Raw genomic sequence first — 20,919 nt, 5'->3', positions numbered from 1 at the left:
CTTTGGCGAGACTTATTCACGTTTTCCCGCACGGCTAGGGTGATTCCGTGAACCCACGCGAGGCGGTGGCGGCCGTGGTTGCGGCCGGCTATCGCGTCCACGACGTCGCCCCGCTCGGCGAGGGTCAGGACAACCAGGCCTTCCAGATCAACGGCGATCTGGTCGTACGGTGCGGAAAGGCCCCTTCCCCGACGGCGCTCGACCGCGAGGCCCGCCTCCTGACGTTCGTCGCCGCGATAGCCCCGGTCCCCGTGCCGGCGCCGGTGTTCGTCGACCTCGAGCGGGGTTGTCTCGCCTATCGCCGCCTGCCCGGCACGCCTCTTCTCGACCTGCCGCGCCCGTTCCCGGTCGCGCCGATCGCCCGCACTCTGGGCCGTCTGCTCGCCGCCCTGCACGCCGTGCCACCGGCCGAGGTTCGCGACCTGGTCGAGGTGGACGACCAGCCCCTGCCGGAGTGGCTGGAGGAGGCCGCGGCCATGTATGCCGAGGTCGCTCGGGTCGTCCCGCCGCGGTTCCGCCCCCGGGTCGAGGAGTTCCTCCGGTCCGCTCCCCCACCGCGCGGCGACACCATCGTGTTCTCCCACAACGACCTGGGCATCGAGCACGTGCTGGTCGACCCGTCATCCTTCACCGTCACCGGCGTGATCGACTGGACCGACGCCGCCCTGGCCGACCCCGCCTACGATTTCGGCCTGCTCCTCCGCGACCTGGGCCCCGCCGCCCCCGTCCCGGCCGCCCTGCTGGAGCGCGCGACCTTCTACGCCCGATGCAGCCTGCTGGAGGATCTCGCCTACGGTGTGCCGCGCTACGTCAGCAACGCCCTCGCCGGCTTGGAGTGGCTCTTCCCGGAGTGACCCGCTTCCGGCCCCGCGCCGCCCCGGCCCCGCGCCGCCCCGGCCCGGCCCCGCGCCTCCCCGGCCCCGCGCCGCCTCGGCCCCGCGCCGCCTCGGCCCCGCGCCGCCTCGGCCCCGCGCCGCTTCCGGCCCCGCGCCTACGCCGCTCCAGGCGCGCGCCCCTCCGCTTAGCTCGGCGGAGCCGGTAGCTCGGCGAGCACCTTCTCCAGCGCCTTGGCCACCGTCCGCCCCTCCGCCCCCGTCATCCGCTCGGTGAAATGCCGCCGGATCCCCGCCAGATAGACCGGCGCCGCCGCCCGCAGCCTCGCCCGCCCCTTCTCGGTCAGCACGGCATAGGCGGACCGGCGGTCCTCCGGGTTGCTCTCCCGCGTCACCAGCCCCTCCGCCGCCAGGTGATCGACCACCCGGCTGACCCGGGTGCGGCTCACCACCGCGACCTGCCCCAGCTCACCCATGCTCAGCCGCTTCTGCGGCGCCGCGTTCAGCTCGAGCAGCACGTCATACCAGGTCAGCGGGAGCCGGCAGGCCGCCTGCAACTCGCGGTCGAGCAGCGGGACCAGCCCCGCGTGCACCCGCAGCAGCGCGGCCCAGGCGGCGGTATCGGTGTCGCTCATCACGTCATCGTACCCAACTCTTGTGCGTGCGCACGCATCCGACTAATAATGTGCGTGCGCACGCATTCTTCCTACCTAAGTCTGGAGTTCCGATGGGCAAGCTGCTGCACATCTCCGCTTCCCCGCGCGGCCCGCGTTCCGAGTCGCTCGCGATCGCCACGACGTTCCTCGACGCCGCCCGCGAGGCCGACCCGCACCTGCCGATCGAGCAGTACGACCTCTGGGACGGCACGCTGCCCGCCTTCGGCCCCGACGCCGCGGCCGCCAAGATGGCCGTCTTCGCCGGCGAGCAGCCGCGGGGCGCGCAGGCCGTCGCCTGGCAGGCCGCCATCGACACGTTCCGCCGCTTCGACGAGGCGGACCGCTATCTGTTCTCGGTCCCGATGTGGAACGCCGGCATCCCGTACATCCTCAAGCAGTTCATCGACGTGATCAGCCAGCCCGGCCTGGTCTTCGGCTTCGACGCGGCCGAGGGATACACCGGCTTGCTGCGCGGCAAGCGCGCCGCGGTCATCTACACCAGCGCCGTGTACGGCCCGGACCGCGCCCCCGCCTTCGGAGCCGACTTCCAGGCACCGTACGTCGAGGACTGGCTGCGCTGGGCCGGCGTCACCGAGATCAGCACCATCCATTTCCGCCCCAACCTGGCCACCGCCGACGCCGAAACGCCCCGCCGCCGGGCCCACGCCCAGGCCCGCGACGAGGCCAAGCGTTTCGTCTCCTGAGCCGTCAGCGATCGCCCACCGGACGCCCCGCCACCGGGCCCAGGCCCGACGTTTCGCCTCCTGAGCCCGTCAGCGATCGACCACCGAGACGCCCCGCCGCCAGGCCAAGCGTTTCGTCGCCCGAGCCGTCAGCGATCGCCGACACCGACACGCCCCGCCGCCGGGCCTACCGTTTCGTCTCCCGAGCCGTCAGCGATCGGCCGGGACGTGCTTGCCCAGGAACGCCCTCATCAGCTCCGCCACCTCGGCCGCCGCGGTCTCCAGCAGGAAGTGACCTCCCTCCAGCAGGTGGATCTCGGCGTCGGGGAGGTCGCCGGCGAAGGCCTCCGCACCCGCCGGCCCGAAGATCTGGTCGCCGCGGCCCCAGACCGCCAGCAGCGGGACCTGTGACGTGCGGAAGTACTCGTGCAGGCGCGGGTACAGCGGCGGGTTAGTCGCGTAGTCCGCGAACAGGTCGAGCTGCACCGCATCGTTTCCGGGCCGCGACACCAGCGCGAAGTCGTGCCACCAGGTCGTCGGGTCGACCAGCGTCTCGTCGGCGACGCCGGTCAGGTACTGCCAGCGAATCGACTCCAGCGACAAGGCCTCGCGCATCGCGTCCTCCGTCGTGCGATTGCGATTGCGGTGGTACGCCCACACGCCCGCCCAGAAATCGGGCTGGAACCCGGCGTCGTAGCCGTTCCCGTTCTGCGTCACGATCGCGGTGATCGCGCCCGGGTCGCGCAGCGCGAGCCGCCAGCCCACCGGCGCGCCGTAGTCCTGCACGTAGATCGCGTACCGCTCGACGCCGAGCTCGGCGAGCAGACCGGCGGTGAGATCGGTGAGGGCATCGAAGGTGTACGCGAACTCGTCCGCGCCCGGGGCATCAGACAGCCCGAAGCCGAGATGGTCCGGGGCGATCACGTGATAGTCGCCGGCCAGAAGCGGAACCAGGTTCCGGAACATGAAGGAACTCGTCGGGAAACCGTGCAGCAGCACCAGCGCGGGCCGCGCCGGGTCGCCCGCCTCCCGGTAGAAGATCCGCCGGCCGTCGACCGTCGCGTAGCGGTGATGAATCTCGATCATGACCTAACCTCCTTGAGTGGTTTTGATGGTTAGCATCCTGGCGTGCGATCCTATAACCTGTCAAGCGAGCTTCGGAGGTTAGGCATGATCGACGAGACGGCCCTGCTGGCGTTGCTCAACAGCGCGCCCGTGATCGACGGCGTGCGCACCGACGAGCTCGGCGACCCCCAGGCCGCCGAGCGATGGCTACGGGCCCACAAGATCCCCGCGAAGGGCACGGACGCGGCGATCCTGCGCGAGGGCCGCGACCTGCTTCAGGCCGTGATCCGCGGCGCCCGCCCCGCGACCGCGCTGAAGCCGCTGCTGGAGGGCGTCGTCTCCCGCCCGTCGGTCACCGCCGCGGGCCTGACCTGGACGGTCGACCTGACCGGCCCCCGCGCGGTGCTGGTCGACGCGGTGATCGCCTGGGACGAGCTCGCCCGCACCCGCCCCGGCCGGCTACGCCCGTGCGCCAACGACGAGTGCGCGCTGTTCCTGCTCGACCGCAGCAAGTCGAACAGCGGCCGCTGGTGCTCGATGTCCGCGTGCGGCAACAAGCTCAAGGCCCGCCGCCACTACCAGCGCGCGAAGACGACCGAGGGCTGAACAGCAAGCGACCCGGTCACTCCAGGCGGGGAGCAACCGGGCCGCGCTCGGGGGACCTGACACACCGCGCCGGCGCGGTGCTCGATCAGGGCGCTTCGGGGAACGGTGCTGCGGGAACTGCGCTTCGGGGAACGGAAACTCTTCATTCCCGCCGGGCCCAGGGGCAAAACGCCACCCAAGCAGAGCGCCCCACCCGGTCAGCGCGCCCCACCCGGTCAGCGCGCCCCACCCGGTCAGCGCGCCCCACCCGGTCAGCGCGCCCCACCCGGTCAGCGCGCCCCACCCGGTCAGCGCACCCCACCCGGTCAGCGCACCCCACCCGGTCGGCGCGCCCCACCCGGTCAGCGCGCCCCACCCCGTTTAGTGGGTGGGGCGACTTTACGGCGCCGGTATGACACTTTCCGCCAGCAATCCACAGGCCGCCCGCCCGGGTACGAGCAGACAGGCGTTCCAGCGGCGGCCGGTGTTCAGACGCCCGGCGAGGAGGTCGGCGGTCCCGCATCCGGGGAAGACGCGGACGACCCCGACGAGGTCGTCGCGCCGCCCGAGGAGGCAGGGCCGGCGGGTGCGGCAGCAACGGCGGGGGCGGCGCCAGCAGCGGGAGCGGCGGCGGCAGCGGGGGCGGCGCCAGCGGCGGCAGGAGCAAGCGAAGAATCCGCGTCATCGTCGAGCATGGTGGACTCGTCGAAGGGGAAATCGCCGGCCAGCACCGCAGTAACGCGGACTCGGTCGATCTCGCCGGTCCAGGTGCCGATCAGGACCGTGGCCACCGCGTTGCCGGCGAAGTTGGTCAACGCCCTCGCCTCGGACATGAAACGGTCGATGCCGACGATCAAACCTACGCCGTCCACCAGGTCGGGACGGTGGCTCTGCAAGCCGCCGGCCAGGGTGGCCAGGCCGGCGCCGGTGATGCCGGCGGCGCCCTTCGAGGCGATGATCATGAAGACCAGCAGGGAGATCTGCTCGCCTACCGACAGTGGGTCGCCCATCGCCTCGGCCACGAACAACGATGCCATCGTCAGGTAGATGGCCGTGCCGTCCAGGTTGAACGAGTAGCCCGTCGGCACCGTGATGCCGACCACCGACTTGCTCACGCCCAGGTGCTCCATCTTGGCGATCAGCCGCGGGAACGCCGACTCCGACGACGACGTGGACAGGATCAGCAGGAACTCGCGGGCCAGGTAGCGCAGCAGCAACAGGATGTTGACCCGGGCCACCTGCCACAGGATCGTGGCCAGCACGACGAAGACGAAGATCGCGCAGGTGACGTAGAAGCCGAGCATGATCTGGGCCAGGCTCTTGAGCGCATCTACGCCGGTGGCGCCGACCACGGCCGAGATCGCGCCGAACGCGCCGATCGGGGCCAGCCACATGATCATGGCGAGGATGCGGAAGACGATGCGCTGGGTGGTCTCGATGGCGCGCAGCACCGGCTCGCCGCGCCGGCCCAGCGCCTGCACCGCGAAGCCGACCAGCAGCGCGATCACCAGCGCCTGCAACGTGTCGCCGCTGGTCAGCGCCGAGAACAGGGTGTCCGGGATGATCTTCAGGAAGTAATCGCTGACGCCCTCGGTGGCCGTCGCGCTGACCTGCTTCTGGCCGGCCGCCGCGACCGCGTCGCTCAGGTGCAGGCCGGCGCCGGGGTGGATGATGTTGCCGACCACCAGGCCGATCGCCAGCGCGACCGTCGACATGACCAGGAAGTAGCCGAGCGTCAGGCCGCCGACCCGGCCGACCTTGGCGGCCTGCCGGATCGAGCCGATGCCCAGCACGATCGTGCAGAAGATGACGGGGGCGATCATCATCTTGATCAGCCGCACGAACCCGTCGCCGATCGGCTTCAGCTCGACGGCCACGTCGGGGAACAGCAGGCCGACCGCGATGCCGGCGGCGACGGCGACGATCACCGCCAGGTAGAGGAAATGGGTCCGGTCCCGCCGGGATGGCGTCTGGGTGTCCATGACGGAGAATGTGTCCCACGTCTCACCGAGAGGGCACCATTGCGTTCATTCTGGTCACCGAAACGACGACACAGCAGCATCGCCCGCCAGCTCTTCGTGCTCCAGGTGCTGGTCGTGACGATCCTGGTGGCGATCGGCACCACGGGCGCCGTCCTGCTCGCCCGGGACGACGCCGAGCAGGCCGCGATCGGCCAGGTCACCGGCATCGCCGAGGCGGTCGCCCGCTCCCCCACGGTGATCGCCGCGGTCCGCACGCCCGACCCCACGACGGTGCTCCAGCCGTACGCCGAATCGATCCGCATCGCGACCGGAACCGACTTCATCGTGGTGATGGCGACCGACCGCACCCGCTGGACCCACCCGACCGCCGGCCTCATCGGCAAGCCGTTCATCGGGTCCATCGACGCGGCGCTGGCGGGCGGCCGCGTCGTCGAACACCACATGGGCACCCTGGGCGAATCGGTGCGGGCGGTTCTTCCCGTACGGGATGAAACCCGCGCCGTGATCGCGCTGGTGTCCGTGGGCATCACCACCGAAGCCATCAACCAGCGCCTGCTGAGCCGGGCGCCGGCCGTCCTCGTGCCGACGGCTCTGGCCCTGCTCCTGGCGGCGGCCGGCTCGTGGCTGCTCAGCCGCCGCCTGCGCCGCCAGACGCACGGCCTCGGCCCGGCCGAGATGACCCGGATGTACGAGTACCACGACGCCGTCCTGCACTCGGTGCGCGAGGGCCTGCTCGTGGTCGACCGCGCCGGCCGCGTCACGCTGGTCAACGACGACGCCCGCAAGCTGCTGGGACTGCCCGGGGACGGGACGATCGACGAGGCGGGACTGCCCGCCGAGGTGCGCCGCCTGCTCGCCTCGGGCGCCGTCGTCGCCGACGAGCCGATCCTGGCCGGCGACCGGGTGCTGGTCGCCAACCAGCGGGTGATCCGCTCCGAGGGCCAGCGGGTCGGCGCCGTGCTCACCCTGCGCGACCACACCGAGCTGCGGGCGCTGACCGGCGAGCTCGACTCGGTCCGCGGCCTCACCGAGGCGCTGCGGGCGCAGGCGCACGAGGCCGCGAACCGCCTGCACACCGTGCTCACCCTGGTCGAGCTGGGCCGCGGCGGCGAGGCCGTCCGGCTCGCCACCGCCGAGCTCGCGGTCGCCCAGCAGCTCACCGACCAGGTCGTCGGCGCCGTCGGCGAGCCGGCCCTGGCCGCCCTGCTGCTCGGCAAGTCGGCCCAGGCGGCCGAGCGCGGCGTCCAGCTCGTCGTCGACGACGCGTCCCACCTGGACGGCACGCCGGTGCCGAGCCGGGACCTGCTCACGGTGGTCGGCAACCTGGTCGACAACGCGCTCGAGGCGGTCGCCGCCACCGAGCCGCCCCGGGTCGTACGCGTGCTGATCGCCGAGGAGAACGACGAGGTGCGCATCCGGGTCAGCGACAACGGCCCCGGCATCGCCGACGGTGACGCCGCGTTCCGCCGGGGCTGGTCGACCAAGCAGGAGGGCCGCGGGGTGGGATTGTCGCTGGTGCGGCAGGTCGCCGACCGGCACGGCGGCAGCTACGCCGTGTCGGTCGCGGCCGGCGGGGGCGCCGAGGTGTCGGTCCGGCTGCCGGTGCCGTCGTGAGCGCGATCCGGGTGCTCGTGGTCGAGGACGACCGGCTGATCGCGGAGGCGCACGCGGCGTACACGGAAAGGGTCGAAGGTTTCGAGGTTCTGGCCGTCGCGCACACCGCCCAGCGCGCGCTGGCGTCGCTGCGGGTGACCCCGGTCGACCTGGTGCTGCTCGACCTGCACCTGCCGGACATGCACGGGCTCGAGCTGTGCCGTTCGCTGCGCGCCGCCGGCATCGCGACCGACGTGCTGGTCGTGACGTCGGCCCGCGACCTGGCCGTGGTGCGCGCGGCGGTGTCGCTGGGGGTGACGCACTACCTGCTGAAGCCGTTCACGTTCGCGGCGTTCCGGGAGAAGCTGCTCGGCTACGCCCGCTACCGCCGCCAGGTGCTGGGCGCCTCGCCGGTCGCGGCGCAGCACGAGATCGACCGGGCGTTCGCGGCGTTGCGCGGGGCGCCCCCGGACTCGCTGCCGAAGGGGCTGGACCAGTCCACGCTGGATCTCGTGCTGGGCGTCCTGCGGTCGGCGTCGGCGGGGCTGTCGGCGGCCGAGGTGGGCGCGCGGATGGGCGCGTCGAGGGTGACGGCACGGCGGTACCTGGAGCATCTCGCCGATGCCGGCCGGGTGGCTCGAAGCCCGCGCTACGGCGGCCCGGGCCGCCCCGAAGTGGAGTATCGCACCGTGTGACCGGCGGCTCCGCCGCTACGGCATCCTAGGAGGCTAGGTTGAAGACCGTGCCGGGGTGACGTGTTGCTGCTCACATGAACACGCACCGGGGTCGATCCGGGCGAGAATCGCGGAGGTGGCAACCGGGGGCGGCGGCGCGGCGTTGATCGGGCGGGACGAGGAGTGCCGGGCACTCGACGGTCTCGTGGACGACGTCGTGTCCGGCACGAGCCGCGTCCTGGTGCTGCGCGGCGAACCGGGCGCCGGCAAGAGCGCGCTGCTCGCCCACCTCGAGTCGCGCGTCGACGGGTGGCGCCGGACCACCGCCGTCGGCGTCGAGTCGGAGATGGAGCTGGCCTACAGCGGCCTCCAGCAGCTCTGCGCTCCCCTGCTCGACCACCTCGACCGTCTCCCGCCGCCGCAGCGGGATGCGCTCGCCACCGTCTTCGGCCTGGCCGGCGGCCCGGTCCCGGACCGGCTCATGGTCGGGCTGGCCACGCTCTCGCTGCTGGCCGAGGTGGCCGAGCCGGGGCCGCTGGCCTGCGTGATCGACGACGCCCAGTGGCTCGACCAGGCCTCGGCGCAGGTGCTCGCGTTCGTGGCACGGCGGCTGCTGGCCGAACGGGTCGCGCTGGTCTGCGCCGCCCGCACCGGCCGCGGCGACGACTTCCTGCCCGGCGCCGACACGATGAGCGTGACCGGGCTCGGCGAGGGCGACGCCCGGCGGCTGCTGCTGACCCGGATGCACGGTCCCCTCGACGCGGCGGTCACCGATCAGATCGTGATGGAGAGCCACGGCAACCCGCTCGCCCTGCTCGAGCTGCCGCGCACCTGGTCGGCGGCCGACCTGGCGGGCGGCTTCGGGGTTCCGGGCAGTCACCACGTGGCGGGCAAGATCGAGCAGAGTTTCGTACGCCGATTGGCCCAGCTCCCGGCCGGGACCCGGCTCCTGGTGCTGGCCGCCGCGGCCGAGCCGCTCGGCGACCCGGTGCTGCTGAACCGGGCGGCCGGCGCCCTCGGCCTGGAGATGGCGGCGGCCGCCCCGGCCGGGGACGCCGGCCTGTTCCGGGTGCGCGGCCGGGTCGAGTTCGCCCATCCGCTGGTGCGCTCGGCCGCGTACCGGGCCGCCACCACCGCCGACCGCTACCGGGTGCACGCCGCCCTGGCCGCGGCCACCGACGAGCGGGCCGACCCGGACCGGTACGCCTGGCACCTCGCCCACGCCACCGCCGGCCTCGACGAGGAGGTCGCCGCCGAGCTCGAGCGCTCGGCCGGACGGGCCCAGTCCCGCGGCGGGCTCGCGGCGGCCGCGGCCTTCCTCACCCGGGCCACCGAGCTCACCCCGATCCCGGCCGCCCGGGTGCGCCGGGCGGTCGACGCCGCGTTCGCCAACGTGCGGGCCGGCGCGTTCGAGGCGGCGCGCGACATGCTGGCCGTGGCCCGCGGCGGTCCGCTCGACGAGCGCGAACGGGCCCGCACCGAGCTGGTCCGGGCCCAGCTCGCGTTCGCCATGAGCAAGGGCAACGAGGCCACCCCGCTGCTGCTGGCCGCCGCCCGCCGGCTCGAGCCGGTCGACCCCGAGCTGTCCCGCGCCACCCATCTCGACGCGCTGCTCGCGGCCCTGTTCGGCGGCCGGCTCAACGACCCCGCGCTGACCCCGGAGGCGGCCCGCGCGGCCCGAGCCGCCCTCCGCCGGCACAAAAGCGGGCAAAAGGCGGAACAAGAAGCCGGGCGCGAGGGCGCGCGAGAAGGCGGACGCGAGAGCGGGCAAGCGGCGGCGCGGGAAGCCGATCCCGACGCCGGCGACCTCCTGCTGGAGGCGTTCGCGGCGCTCGCCGACGACTACGCGACCGCGGTCCCCCTCTGCCGGGACGCGCTGCGAGCCCTCCGCGACGACGACGGGACCTGGCTGCGCCGGCTGTGGCAGGGCGTCGTGCTCGCGCTGGAGGTGTGGGACGACGAGGACTGGCACGCGCTGGCCGGCGAGCACCTGCGACTCTCCCGCCAGGCCGGCGCGCTCACCGACCTGCCGATGGCGCTCGGCTCGCAGATTCACGTCCTCGCGCTCTGCGGCGAGCTGGGTGCGGCCGCCCGGCTGGTCGACGAGGCGCGCTCGGTGCTGCACGCTACCGGCAAGAACCTGGAACCCAACGGCGCGCTGCTGGTCGCCGCGTGGCGAGGGCAGGCGGGCGAGGCCAGCGAGCTGATCGAGTCCGGCATCGCGGACGGGACGGCCCGCGGCGAGGGCATCGCGGTCGGGGTCGCCCACTACGCGCACGCCCTGCTGTGCAACGGCCTCGGCCAGTACGAGGAGGGCCTCGCGGCGGCGACCCTGGCCACCGCCCACCCGCGGGACCTGGCCGCGCCGAACTGGGCGCTGCCCGAGCTGGTCGAGGCCGCGGCGCGGCACGGCCGGCCGGACGTGGCGGCGGACGCCCTCGACCGGCTGACCGAGCGCACCAAGGCGAGCGGCAGCGACTGGGCGCTCGGCATGGACGCCCGCTGCCGGGCCCTGCTGGCCGAGCCGGCGGAGGCCGAACCCCTCTACGCCGAGGCGATCGACCGGCTCGGGCGCACCCGGCTGCGGCCCGAGCTCGCCCGGGCCCACCTGCTCTACGGCGAGTGGCTGCGCCGGGCGGGCCGCCGGGTGGACGCGCGGCGGGAGCTCACGAAGGCGTACGAAATGCTGAATGTCATGGGTGTCGATGGTTTTGCCGAGCGAGCCCGTCGCGAGCTGCTGGCCACCGGCGCGTCCGTGCGCAAGCGCAATGCCGAGAGCCGCAACGACCTGACCGCCCAGGAGACGCAGATCGCGCGGCTGGCCCGGGACGGCCTGTCGAACACCGAGATCGGCGCCCAGCTGTTCATCAGCGCCCGGACGGTCGAGTGGCACCTGCGCAAGGTCTTCGGCAAGCTCGGCATCAGCTCACGCCGGCAGCTGCGCGGCGCCACCCTCCGATAGCGGGCGGCGGTCGTAGCCGTGGAACAGCGAATAGTCGCCGGCCTCCCACGCCTCGCGCAGCCCCGGCGCCGACAGGTCCCAGTCCGGGCGCGTCTCCCGGGTCGCCGCCCGCAGGTCCAGCCACAGGTCGTCGGTCGAGGGCCGCCCCCAGAACCAGTAGCCGTTGTAGATCGTGTGGATCACCAGCCCGGGCTTGAGGACCAGGGTGTGCGGGATCATCGGGTTGTTCCCGGGATCGGTGTACTCCTGGATGTCCAGGTCCTGCTGGACGGTCCGGCCCGGGTCGGACAGGAACGGCCACTGGGCGCCGACCGAGGCGCGGAACTCCTGCGACGTGTGGTGGTCGTCGGTGGAGATCGTCGCGATCTGGGTGTAGGCCACCGCGACCTTCGGCTGGAAGGCGGCCAGCGCCAGGTGCTGCTGGTGCTCCTTGGGGCAGTAGTGCCCGCGGGCCAGGGTGAGGATCATCGGGTCACGGCCCTGGATCTCACTCAGCCGGCGGACCGTGCCGGTGTGGTCGGGCAGCGCGTAGTCGGGAAAGATCCCGCCGGGAACGATGTCGGAACGCATGCCACGACTCTGGCTCCCGGGCAAGCCCCATCGCGCCCGTGAGATCCCCTGGTGTGGGACCAGTGCTTTTCCCTGGGTCGAAGGGCGCCGCGGCCGTGCGAGGTTGTTGGGGCGGCGCCGACCAAGCGCCGACCATCCGCGAGAGGTGCTCCGATCATGGACTTCAAGCTCGAGGTCATCGTCCTGCCGGTCTCCGACGTCGACCGGGCGCTGGCGTTCTACCAGAGCCTGGGCTGGCGGCTGGACGCCGACTTCAGCACCGACGCCAAGTTCCGCGTCATCCAGCTGACCCCGCCCGGGTCGCCGGCCTCGGTGATCTTCGGCACCGGGCTCAGCAATGCCGCGCCGGGCAGCTTCCAGGGTCTGCACCTGGTGGTCGACGACATCGCGGCGGCTCGGGCCGAGCTGGCCGGCAAGGGCGTCGAGATCAGCGAGGTCTTCCACGACGCCGGCGGCGTCTTCCACCACGCCGGCACCGACGGCCGGGTGGCCGGTCCCGCCCCGGACAACGCCAGCTACGGCTCGTTCGCCTCGTTCCGCGACCCCGACGGGAACGAGTGGCTTCTGCAGGAGATCACCACCCGGCTCCCGGGCCGGTGACCGGATGACCGCCGACTACGACGTGATCGTGCTGGGTGGCGGCGCCCCCGGCGAGCACTGCGTCGGCGACCTCGTCGACGGCGGCCTGCGGGTCGCCGTCGTCGAGCGTCGCCTGGTGGGCGGTGAGTGCTCGTACTTCGCGTGCATCCCGTCCAAGACGCTGCTGCGGCCCGGCGAGGCCGTACAGGGCGCCCGGGAGGCGGCCGCCACCGCCGAGGTCGACGTCAAGGCCGCGCTGGCCTGGCGCGATTTCATGGTGTCCGACTACAACGACGCCGGGGCGGCGCGCTGGCTGGAGAACAACAACGTCGATCTCGTACGGGGTCACGGCCGCCTCGCCGGTCCGGGAGCGGTCGAGGTCGACGGCGCCCGCTACACCGCCGAGCACATCGTGCTGGCCACCGGCTCCGACCCGGCCATCCCGCCGATCCCGGGCCTGGCCGCGCTGGAGGGCGTCTGGACCAACCGGGAGGCCACCGCGATGCGGGAGGTGCCGTCCCGGCTGATCGTGCTCGGCGGCGGCCCGGTCGGCGTCGAGCTGGCCCAGGCCGTGCGCCGGTTCGGCGGCGAGGTGGTGATCGTGCAGTCCGGCGATCACCTGCTCTCCCGCGAGCCGGCCCCGCTGGCCGACGCGCTCGCCGGGGCGCTGCGCAAGGACGGCATCGAGATCGAGCTCGGCGCCCGCGCCACCGCCGCCCGCAAGGACGGCGACGAGTTCGTGCTGACCCTCGGCGACGGCCGGGAGCTGCGCGGCGACCGGCTGCTGGTGGCCACCGGCCGCAAGATCCGCATCGAGGACATCGGCCTCGAGACGGTCGGCGTCACCGCGAGCCCCCGCGGCATCCCGACCGACGCCCGCCTGCGCGCCGCCGACAAGCTGTGGGTGATCGGCGACGCCACCGGGAAGTTCCTGCTCACCCACGTCGGCAAGTACCAGGGCGAGGTGGTCGCCTCGAACATCCTCGGCGAGCCCCGCGAGGCCGGCTACGAGGCCGTCCCGCGGGTGGTCTACACCGATCCGCAGGCCGCCGCCGTGGGCGCGGTCGAGGCGCGGTTCAGCGCCACGGTCCCGCTCAACGAGATCGCCAAGACCGAGACCTACACGCGGGCGTACGCCGAGTCGACCGGCTTCCTCACGCTGCTGAGCGACGGCGAGCGGCTCACCGGGGCGTACGCGCTCGGTCCGGAGGCCGGCGAATGGCTGCAGCAGGCGACGCTGGCGATCCGGGCCAAGGTGCCGCTGGACGTCCTGCGCGACGTCATCCAGCCGTTCCCCACGTTCTCGGAGATCTTCGTGGGCGCCCTCAAGGCGTTGCGGCGCGAGACCACGCGATGACCACGACCCCACTGCGCAGCCCGGTCGGGTACGCCCTGATCGCCGCCACCGTGCTGTCCTCGATGGTCGGCTTCCTCGACGCCAACGTGGTCAACGTCGCGGTGCCGGCGATCGGCGCCGACCTGGGCGCGGGGGTGGTCGCGCTGCAGTGGACGCTGACCGGCTACCTGCTGACCGTGGCGTCGCTGCTGCTGCTCTCCGGCGCGCTGGCCGACCACTTCGGCCGCAAGCGCATCCTGGTGATCGGCCTGCTGGTGATGCTGGTGTCGTCGGTGCTGTGCTCGCTGGCGCCGACCCCGGGCGCGCTGATCGGGGCCCGGGTGCTGCAGGGTGTCGGCGCGGCCCTGGTGGTGCCGACCAGCCTGGCGGTGCTCAACGGCACGCTGCGGCGGGAGGACCGGGCGCGGGCGATCGGGATCTGGGCCGGCCTCGCCACGATCGGGACGACCGTCGGCCCGTACGCCGGGGGATGGTTGATCGATCATGCCGGCTGGCGCTGGATCTTCCTGTTGAACGTGCCGCTGATCCTGCTGGCCCTGCTCGCGCTGTGGCGGGTGCCGGAGAGCGACGACGAGCCGCGGCCGCTCTCGCTGGACCTGGCCGGGGCGGTGCTGGCCGTGCTCGGCATCGGCGGTGTGATCTTCGCGCTGACCCGCGGGCCGTCCTCGGGCTGGGCCGACACCGCGGTGCTGGTCGCGGCGATCGTCGGGGTGGCCTCGCTGGTGGCGCTCACCCCGGTCGAACGCCGGGTCCGCGCGCCGATGGTCCGGCTCTCGCTGTTCCGGTCGCGGCAGTTCGACGCGATCAACGCGACCACCGTGCTGTTCTACGGCGCGCTGGCCGCCTCCGGCTACCTGCTGGTCATCCAGTGCCAGCTGGTGCTCGGCTACTCGGCCGCCCAGGCCGGCGCCGTCTCGATCCCGAACTCGATCCTGTTCCTGGCGCTCTCCCCGGTCAGCGGCGCGCTGGTGTCCTGGATCGGGCCGCGCTGGCTGATGACGGCCGGGATCGTCGCGACCGGGATCGGCTTCGTCTGGGTGTCGGGGGTGGGCGCCGGCGATCACTACGCGACCGCGCTGCTGCCCGGGATCCTGCTGCAGGGCCTCGGCCTCGGGCTGACCGTCACCCCGCTGACGGCCGCGGTGCTGGCCGCGGTCGACGACGCCGACCTGGGCGAGGCGTCGGCCGTGAACGACGCCGCCTCCCGGATCGGCGGGGCGGTCGCGATCGCCTGCGTCCCGCTGCTGATCGGCGCCGGCAGCGGGAGCCTCGCCCCGGCCCTGGTCGACGGCTTCCGCCCGGCGATGCTCGTGCTGGCCGGCCTCTGCGGGCTGGCGGCCCTGGTCACCGCCGTCTTCGTCACCGATCGCAAGCCCGCCGCCGAGGTGCCCATGCTCGCCCCGCCGGCGCCACACCGCGGCTGCGCCCTGCCCGCGACCACCTAGGAGGTTCTCATGCCCCAACTGGACGGCCAGACCGTCGTCGTCATCGGCGGCAGCGCCGGGATCGGGCTCGCGACGGCACGCCTCGCCCGCAAGGAGGGCGCCGACGTCGTGCTCACCGGCCGCGATCCCGATCGGCTCAAGCAGGCCGCGGCCGAGGTCGACGCGCTCAGCACCGCCGCCTTCGACGCCGATGACCCCGTACGGATGGAGGAGTTCTTCGCCGGTCTTCCCGGCCCGGTCGACCACGTCCTGCTGACCGCGGGGCGCCCGTTCTACGGCCCACTGTCCGAGATGGACTTCGAGGAGGCGCGGACATACGTGGCCAACGAGCTCGTGCAGCCGCTGGTGATCGGCCGCGCGGCGATCGGCAAGGTGAACCCGGGCGGCACGCTGCTGTTCGTGAGCGGCACCGGCGCCCGCCGGCCCGGGCTCGGCCTGATCCTCACCACCGCGATGAGCGTGGCGCTCCCGCCGGTGATCGCGGGGCTGGCGCTGGAGATCGCGCCGATCCGGGCCAACGTGATCGCCCCTGGTTTCGTCGACACCCCGCTGTCGGCCCGGCTGCTCGGCGACGACCTGGAGAAGCGGCGGCAGCAGCTGCGCGACACGCTGCCGATCGGGCGTGTCGTGCAGCCCGAGGACGTGGCGGCGCTGGCCGTGCACATCATGGCCAACACGGCCCTCAACGGCGCCACGTTCGACATCGACGGCGGTCAGCAGTTCGTGCGGGGAGCGTGAGCGCCGTACCGATCGCGTCGCACGCGATCCTCTCCGACTGCCACTCGGCGGCGCTGGTCACTTCGGCCGGGTCGGTGGATTGGCTGTGCTGCCCGCGATTCGACAGCCCGTCGGTGTTCGGGCGGCTGCTCGACGACGACGCCGGGCACTGGTCCATCGTCCCGGCCGGCTTGATCGACTCCAGCCGCCGCTATCTCGACCGGACGCTCGTGCTGGAGACGACCTTCGTGTGCGCGGACGGGACGGTCGTGCTCACCGAGGCGCTCGCGATGGGTGAGGGCAACCGCGGCCACGCCCTCGGCCGGGGCGCGCCGCACCTCCTGATTCGTTCGCTGACCTGCACCACCGGATCCGTCGAGGTCAACCTCGAGTACGCGCCCCGGCCGGAGTACGGCATCCTGCGGCCCCTGCTGTCGGCCGTCGACGGCGGGGTGACCGCCCGGGGCGGCGCCGAGTGGCTGGTCCTCAGCACGCCGGTCCCCCTGGTGCTGGGCCAGAGCACGGCCGCCGGCAATTTCACGATCACGGCCGGGCAGACGTACGCGTTCGGGATGCACCGCTCGACGCTGGAGCAGACGCCGGCGCACGTCTGGGAGCAGGCCGCGCTGCGGGACCGGCTGGCCGGGACGATCGAGGCGTGGCGGTCGTGGTCGGCGCTGCACCAGAAGTACGACGGGCCCTGGCGGGAGATGGTCCACCACAGCGGGCGCGTGCTCCAGGCGCTGACGTTCCAGCCCAGCGGCGCGATCGTCGCCGCCGCCACCACGTCCCTGCCGGAGTGGCCGGGCGGCGAGCGCAACTGGGACTACCGCTACTCGTGGGTGCGCGACGCCAGCTTCACGATGGACGCGCTCTGGGTGGCGGCCTGCCCCGACGAGGTGAGCGACTTCTTCGCGTTCATGACCACGGCCGCGGCCGCCGAGATCGGGCCCGGCTCGCCGTTGCAGATCATGTTCGGCGTCGGCGGCGAGCACGACCTCACCGAGCGCACGCTGCCGCACCTGAGCGGCTGGCGGGACAGCCGCCCGGTGCGGGTCGGCAACGGCGCCTGGCGGCAACGGCAGATCGACGTGTACGGGGAGCTGCTCGACGCCGCCTGCCTGCTGGACGACAAGATCACCGAGATGGACGAGGACATGCGCGCCTTCCTGGTGGCGCTCGCCGACACCGCCGTGTCGCAGTGGCGGGAGCCGGACCAGGGCATCTGGGAGGTCCGCGGCGAGCCCCGGCACTTCCTCTACTCGAAGGTGATGTGCTGGGTGGCCGTCGACCGGGCGATCCGACTCGCCGACCGGCTCGGCGCCGCCGGCCGCGTGGACGACTGGAAGCGCACCCGCGACGAGATCCGGCAGACCGTCCTGGACCGGGGCTGGAGCCCGACGGCCGGCGCGTTCACCCAGTCCTTCGGCGCCGACGTGCTGGACGCCTCGGCGCTGATGATGCCGATCGTCGGCTTCCTGCCCGCCGGCGACCCGCGGGTGCTGGCCACCGTCGACGCGATCGCCGCCCGCCTCACCGACCGGCGCGGCCTGGTCTACCGCTACCTGGCCGCCGACGGCCTGTCCGGCGGCGAGGGCACGTTCCTGCTCTGCACGTTCTGGCTGGCCCAGGCGCTGGCGCTGGCCGGCCGGGTGGACGAGGCTTCGTCGGTGTTCGAGCGGGCGGCCGCCCACGCGAACGACGTGGGCCTGCTGGCCGAGGAGGTGAACCCGGAAACCGGCGAGGCGCTCGGCAACTTCCCCCAGGCGTTCAGCCACATCGGCCTGGTCAACGCCGCGTGGGCGATCAGCCAGGCCCGGGCCTGACGCTTGCGAGGGTCGCCGGCAGATCGAGCCGGTAGGCGTCGGTGGTGAACCTCGCCACTACGCTGATCACCCAAGACGTCGCATGGAGGAGCCGCCGATGCCCAGGAGGAAGGGGAACGCCCAGCGGAACAAGCGCCGGGCCGATTCTCCGGCCAGGGGCGCCGCCCGGCCGGGGAAGCAGGGCAGGACCGGACCGGCCATGGCGAAAACCGGAGCGAAAACCGCCAGGAGCCGAGAGGGTCGATTCCGGCCCGTTCCGCTGACGAGCTATTTCTCCTACGGCTTCGACACCAAGGATCTTTCCAGGACCGTCACGCTGCTGGACGACGAGTCGATGACCCTGCGATGGGCAAGAGTAGGGGGAGACAGCCTCCAGGCGTCCTTCCGGCTCGGTCCCTACTCGGTGGCGGATCGGGCCACCTGCGTACGCCAAGCGGGCCAGTATGCGCAGTCTTCCTGTGGGACGACCCGCGGATCAGATCGCTCGGGATTGCCCGGGAGTCGATCACCTTGCAGTACCAGGGACGCTTCGCCGCGGACCCCGCCGGACGATTCGTCCCGGCGGACGCGGTGGACGTCAAATACGACACCTCCCGATCGAGCCGGCGGTCGGGCCTGGATCAGGGCGTCTATCTCGGCTACCAGTCGCGCGACGACGAGCAGGTCACCGAGGCAGCCCCGGAGCCGGACGCCGTCAGCGAGGAACAACGGACCTGGGTCTCCGATGCCGGCCATCCCACCTACATCGTGACCGTGCACAGCGAGGACACCCGATGGCGCCGGACGTTCGATTGGCTCGGGCAGGGCTGGTTTCTGGTGCTCGGCGGGGCCATCGGCGCCGTTTTTCCGCGACTGCGGCGGTCCCGGACGCCCACGGACGAGGACTCATGACTTCTCCCAGGACAACGAGCGGCGCCGGCGAGGACTGCCCGATCTGCGCGAAGCACCGGGGTGCGGGCCCGCTCCTGGGCGGGCCCCTCATCTGGCAGGACGACCACGTCCTCGTCTTCCACAAACCGCCCGGCGCGGACGGCCGGGCCTTTCCCGGCCACCTGTTCGTCGAGACCCGCCGGCACGTCCCGGCCATCGACGAGCTGACCGACACCGAGGCGACGACCGTGGGCTGGGCCGCCGCCCGGGCCGCCCGGGCGCTCCGGCACACCCTCGACCCCGAGGCCGTCTTCTCCGCGGTCGTCGGCCGCGCGGTGCCCCACTTCCACCAGCACGTGTTCGCCCGCCACCGGGGCACGCCACCCGAGCTCGACTGGATGGCCGGCGATCAGTGGGCCGGCGCTCCGCACGGCGACGCCGCCGGGCTCGCGCACCTGGCCGACCGCCTGCGCCGCCACTTCACGGCCTGACGTTCACCCCTGCGTGCCGGGCGGCACGCGCCGGGTCTTGCTCCGGCGTGGGAGGATGCCTGTCGCCTGACCGCACTGGGGAGCGAGGACGATGCCGTCGCTGTATGTGGCCTACGACGACAAGCTCGTCATCGTCTCGACGCTGCCGCTCGAGGTCGTCGGGGGTCCGGCGGATTCGTTCGGCTGGGGCAGCGTCCTCGAGGTCACGCCCGCCGAGCCGCCCCGGGACGGGAGACCTCTGACCGGTGTTCTCTACGGCCTCGGCCTGATCTTCGGCCTGATCGGCGGACTCCTGCTCCTGGGCGACGCCGTCGCGGGTGGCTTCCTCCTCCTCGTGGGCATCGCCTGCGCCGGCGGGGGTGCCCTGCACGGGCGGCGGCGGCAAGGCGTCATCTCGGCGCCGCGGCTGCAGAGCGATCGGCAGCAGCACCGCGTGCTCGTCGAGGACCGGGACCGGATGGTGTTCTCGGACGCCATCGATCTCGGCCAGCGCGCCGCGGAGACCTGGCCGGCACTCGGGGCGCTGGTCGACGTGCCGGTCGCGGAGCGGCAGCTCGCGCAGGCCTTGTTCGATCTGGCCGGAGCGCTGGAACGGCGGCAGGAGCTGCGGGAGTTGCACGCCGACCTGGCCGAGCACGACGGCGCGTTCGAGCTGGCGCCGAGGATGGTGAAGGTGAGCTCGGCACTGGCCGAGCTGGACGGCGAGGTGAGCCGGCGGCTGGCCACCCTGAGGGCCGTCGCGGTGGCCGGTGCGGAGTTCCTTCGCGAACAGCAGATCGACGCGCTCGGCCGGGAGGCCGACGAGGTGCTCGCCCGGCTGACCTCGACGGGGCTGCCGGCCACGCCGGATGCCGGCTCGGAGCTGGCCGAGCGCACCGACGCGGTGCTGCGCGCCTATCGCGAGCTCACCTGAGGTCGCGGGACGGGAGTCAGGACGCCCGGGTCAGGCGGGCGACGGCCCGCTGCCGTAGGGCGAACGCCTCCTTGGCCGCGTCGCGCAGGCCGGCCACCAGCGGCGAGCGCGAGCGCCGCGCCCACGGGACCGGGACCTCGGTGGTGCCGTATTTCTGCTTGTATGCGTTGCCCCCGACGAAGTCGAACTCGGTCACGCCGCGGGCCCGGGCCGCGCGCAGCGCGTGCCAGATCAGCGCCTCGTTGGGGCGCAGGTGCTGGTCGGGGCGGTAGCTCGCGCCGCCCCAGAAGTACATCGTCCGGTGGTACCAGGGCAGGACCGCGGTGGCTATGCAGCGGCCGCCGGGATCGCGGGCCCGCAGCAGCAGCAATCGGCCGGGCGGCTCGAGGTTTCGGATGAGGGACCGGACCCGCTCGATCGAATATGTCGGCACCAGATTCTGTTTGGCGAATACGTCGCGCAACTGATCGTAGAATTCGCCGGCGAATTCCGGATCATCGTGTGCCTCTTCGACGACGACGCCGGATTTCGCGGCCTTGCGGATGTTGCGGCGGCAGGCCGGGGCCATCGCGGCGAACAGCGAGTCCTCGGGCGGGGTCAGGTCGATGACCGCGGTGGGGGCGTCGGACCAGCGCAGGCCGAGCCCGCCGAGGTCGGCCGGCGCGCACCCGCGGTCACGGATCTCCAGGTGGGCGCACCCCAGGTCGCCGAACGCGAACGGCATCAGCGCCTGGACGGCGGACCGGCGTGAAACCCCGGGGCGCAGGCAGAATCCCTGGTAGGAGGTGGTCCAGCCGGCCATCGGGCTGCCCAGGATGCGCAACCCGAAGCGGCGCGTCACGAGGCCGGTGAAGTGGCCGACCACCTCGTCGCCGTCGTGCACGGTGGCCAGCACGGGCTCGGCGTGCTGCGCCTCGGCCACGAAATCCAGCCACGCCCGGGTATGGAAGATCAGGCGATCGTCGTACGTCTCCCGGTCGCGCCAGAGTGCGTCGGACGGCCTGGCCCGTTCCAGTCGGAGCATCCCCAGTCCCCTCGGAAAGAAGTCCCGCAAGCCGGATGATGCGCCACGGTAAGTCCATTCCGCAAGGACGTCATATTTGATGTGAATTTCCCTC

19 protein-coding genes are annotated in these 20,919 nt (G+C 72.9%); 14 read left to right on the top strand and 5 right to left on the bottom strand.

What is annotated here, in order from left to right:
* Positions 1 to 47 precede the first annotated feature (47 nt).
* A complete protein-coding gene (locus ACZ6TB_RS40705; protein ID WP_465564529.1) occupies positions 48 to 854 on the top strand; it encodes a phosphotransferase family protein in 807 nt (268 codons plus the stop codon).
* 167 nt (positions 855 to 1,021) lie between these two features.
* On the opposite strand, the gene ACZ6TB_RS40700 is transcribed toward ACZ6TB_RS40705, so the two are convergent.
* The gene (locus ACZ6TB_RS40700) at positions 1,022 to 1,468 is read right to left on the bottom strand and encodes a MarR family winged helix-turn-helix transcriptional regulator (RefSeq protein ID WP_465564527.1); all 447 of its coding nucleotides are present in this window, start codon (positions 1,466 to 1,468) and stop codon (positions 1,022 to 1,024) included.
* Positions 1,469 to 1,560: 92 nt separating this feature from the next.
* Between ACZ6TB_RS40700 and ACZ6TB_RS40695 the strand changes: the two genes are divergently transcribed.
* The gene (locus ACZ6TB_RS40695) at positions 1,561 to 2,193 is read left to right on the top strand and encodes an FMN-dependent NADH-azoreductase (protein WP_465564525.1); all 633 of its coding nucleotides are present in this window, start codon (positions 1,561 to 1,563) and stop codon (positions 2,191 to 2,193) included.
* A 189-nt stretch (positions 2,194 to 2,382) separates the two neighbouring features.
* On the opposite strand, the gene ACZ6TB_RS40690 is transcribed toward ACZ6TB_RS40695, so the two are convergent.
* Positions 2,383 to 3,258, bottom strand: coding sequence for an alpha/beta fold hydrolase (locus tag ACZ6TB_RS40690; protein WP_465564522.1), 876 nt, complete (start codon positions 3,256 to 3,258; stop codon positions 2,383 to 2,385).
* An 84-nt stretch (positions 3,259 to 3,342) separates the two neighbouring features.
* Between ACZ6TB_RS40690 and ACZ6TB_RS40685 the strand changes: the two genes are divergently transcribed.
* Positions 3,343 to 3,843, top strand: coding sequence for a CGNR zinc finger domain-containing protein (locus ACZ6TB_RS40685; protein WP_465564519.1), 501 nt, complete (start codon positions 3,343 to 3,345; stop codon positions 3,841 to 3,843).
* A 467-nt stretch (positions 3,844 to 4,310) separates the two neighbouring features.
* Here the strand turns inward: ACZ6TB_RS40685 and ACZ6TB_RS40680 are convergent, their stop codons facing one another.
* Positions 4,311 to 5,804, bottom strand: a complete 1,494-nt coding sequence (locus tag ACZ6TB_RS40680) for a cation:dicarboxylate symporter family transporter (protein WP_465564516.1) — start codon at positions 5,802 to 5,804, stop codon at positions 4,311 to 4,313.
* A 39-nt stretch (positions 5,805 to 5,843) separates the two neighbouring features.
* On the opposite strand from ACZ6TB_RS40680, the gene ACZ6TB_RS40675 reads away from it, so the two are divergent.
* The 3 genes from ACZ6TB_RS40675 (at position 5,844) to ACZ6TB_RS40665 (ending at position 11,033) form a co-directional block, all read left to right on the top strand.
* Entirely contained in the window at positions 5,844 to 7,418 is a 1,575-nt protein-coding gene (locus ACZ6TB_RS40675) for a sensor histidine kinase (protein WP_465564513.1), read from the top strand.
* A complete protein-coding gene (locus tag ACZ6TB_RS40670; protein WP_465564510.1) occupies positions 7,415 to 8,092 on the top strand; it encodes a response regulator in 678 nt (225 codons plus the stop codon). The genes ACZ6TB_RS40675 and ACZ6TB_RS40670 overlap by 4 nt, the downstream gene beginning before the upstream one ends.
* Before the next feature lie 115 nt (positions 8,093 to 8,207).
* A complete protein-coding gene (locus tag ACZ6TB_RS40665; RefSeq protein WP_465564507.1) occupies positions 8,208 to 11,033 on the top strand; it encodes a helix-turn-helix transcriptional regulator in 2,826 nt (941 codons plus the stop codon).
* Here the strand turns inward: ACZ6TB_RS40665 and ACZ6TB_RS40660 are convergent.
* A complete protein-coding gene (locus ACZ6TB_RS40660; protein ID WP_465564504.1) occupies positions 10,998 to 11,603 on the bottom strand; it encodes a redoxin domain-containing protein in 606 nt (201 codons plus the stop codon). The genes ACZ6TB_RS40665 and ACZ6TB_RS40660 overlap by 36 nt on opposite strands.
* Positions 11,604 to 11,759: 156 nt before the next feature.
* Between ACZ6TB_RS40660 and ACZ6TB_RS40655 the strand changes: the two genes are divergently transcribed.
* The 8 genes from ACZ6TB_RS40655 to ACZ6TB_RS40620 all read left to right on the top strand — a co-directional run bounded on the left by ACZ6TB_RS40655 (position 11,760) and on the right by ACZ6TB_RS40620 (position 19,801).
* Positions 11,760 to 12,203 (top strand): VOC family protein, encoded by a 444-nt coding sequence (locus tag ACZ6TB_RS40655; protein WP_465564501.1) that lies wholly within the window; start codon positions 11,760 to 11,762, stop codon positions 12,201 to 12,203.
* A 4-nt stretch (positions 12,204 to 12,207) separates the two neighbouring features.
* Positions 12,208 to 13,539 (top strand): dihydrolipoyl dehydrogenase family protein, encoded by a 1,332-nt coding sequence (locus ACZ6TB_RS40650; protein ID WP_465564499.1) that lies wholly within the window; start codon positions 12,208 to 12,210, stop codon positions 13,537 to 13,539.
* Positions 13,536 to 14,984 carry a DHA2 family efflux MFS transporter permease subunit gene (locus ACZ6TB_RS40645; protein ID WP_465564497.1) on the top strand — a complete coding sequence of 483 codons (1,449 nt, stop codon included), beginning with the start codon at positions 13,536 to 13,538 and terminating at the stop codon, positions 14,982 to 14,984. The genes ACZ6TB_RS40650 and ACZ6TB_RS40645 overlap by 4 nt, the downstream gene beginning before the upstream one ends.
* 9 nt (positions 14,985 to 14,993) lie before the next feature.
* Positions 14,994 to 15,722: an SDR family oxidoreductase gene (locus ACZ6TB_RS40640; RefSeq protein ID WP_465564494.1), complete on the top strand. Its 729-nt coding sequence runs from the start codon at positions 14,994 to 14,996 to the stop codon at positions 15,720 to 15,722.
* Positions 15,719 to 17,527, top strand: a complete 1,809-nt coding sequence (locus ACZ6TB_RS40635; RefSeq protein ID WP_465564491.1) for a glycoside hydrolase family 15 protein — start codon at positions 15,719 to 15,721, stop codon at positions 17,525 to 17,527. Before ACZ6TB_RS40640 ends, ACZ6TB_RS40635 begins: the two co-directional genes overlap by 4 nt.
* 510 nt (positions 17,528 to 18,037) lie before the next feature.
* Positions 18,038 to 18,418 carry a hypothetical protein gene (locus tag ACZ6TB_RS40630; RefSeq protein ID WP_465564489.1) on the top strand — a complete coding sequence of 127 codons (381 nt, stop codon included), beginning with the start codon at positions 18,038 to 18,040 and terminating at the stop codon, positions 18,416 to 18,418.
* Positions 18,415 to 18,888 (top strand): HIT family protein, encoded by a 474-nt coding sequence (locus ACZ6TB_RS40625; RefSeq protein WP_465564486.1) that lies wholly within the window; start codon positions 18,415 to 18,417, stop codon positions 18,886 to 18,888. Before ACZ6TB_RS40630 ends, ACZ6TB_RS40625 begins: the two co-directional genes overlap by 4 nt.
* A gap of 91 nt (positions 18,889 to 18,979) precedes the next feature.
* Positions 18,980 to 19,801 (top strand): hypothetical protein, encoded by an 822-nt coding sequence (locus tag ACZ6TB_RS40620; RefSeq protein WP_465564483.1) that lies wholly within the window; start codon positions 18,980 to 18,982, stop codon positions 19,799 to 19,801.
* Between the two features lie 16 nt (positions 19,802 to 19,817).
* On the opposite strand, the gene ACZ6TB_RS40615 is transcribed toward ACZ6TB_RS40620, so the two are convergent.
* The gene (locus ACZ6TB_RS40615; RefSeq protein WP_465564480.1) at positions 19,818 to 20,825 is read right to left on the bottom strand and encodes a GNAT family N-acetyltransferase; all 1,008 of its coding nucleotides are present in this window, start codon (positions 20,823 to 20,825) and stop codon (positions 19,818 to 19,820) included.
* Positions 20,826 to 20,919: the final 94 nt, after the last annotated feature.

This window comes from Actinoplanes sp. NPDC051537, from assembly GCF_055586105.1.
The sequence above is the reverse complement of the archived record's forward strand: the minus strand, read 5'-3'. Positions and strand labels throughout refer to the sequence as shown.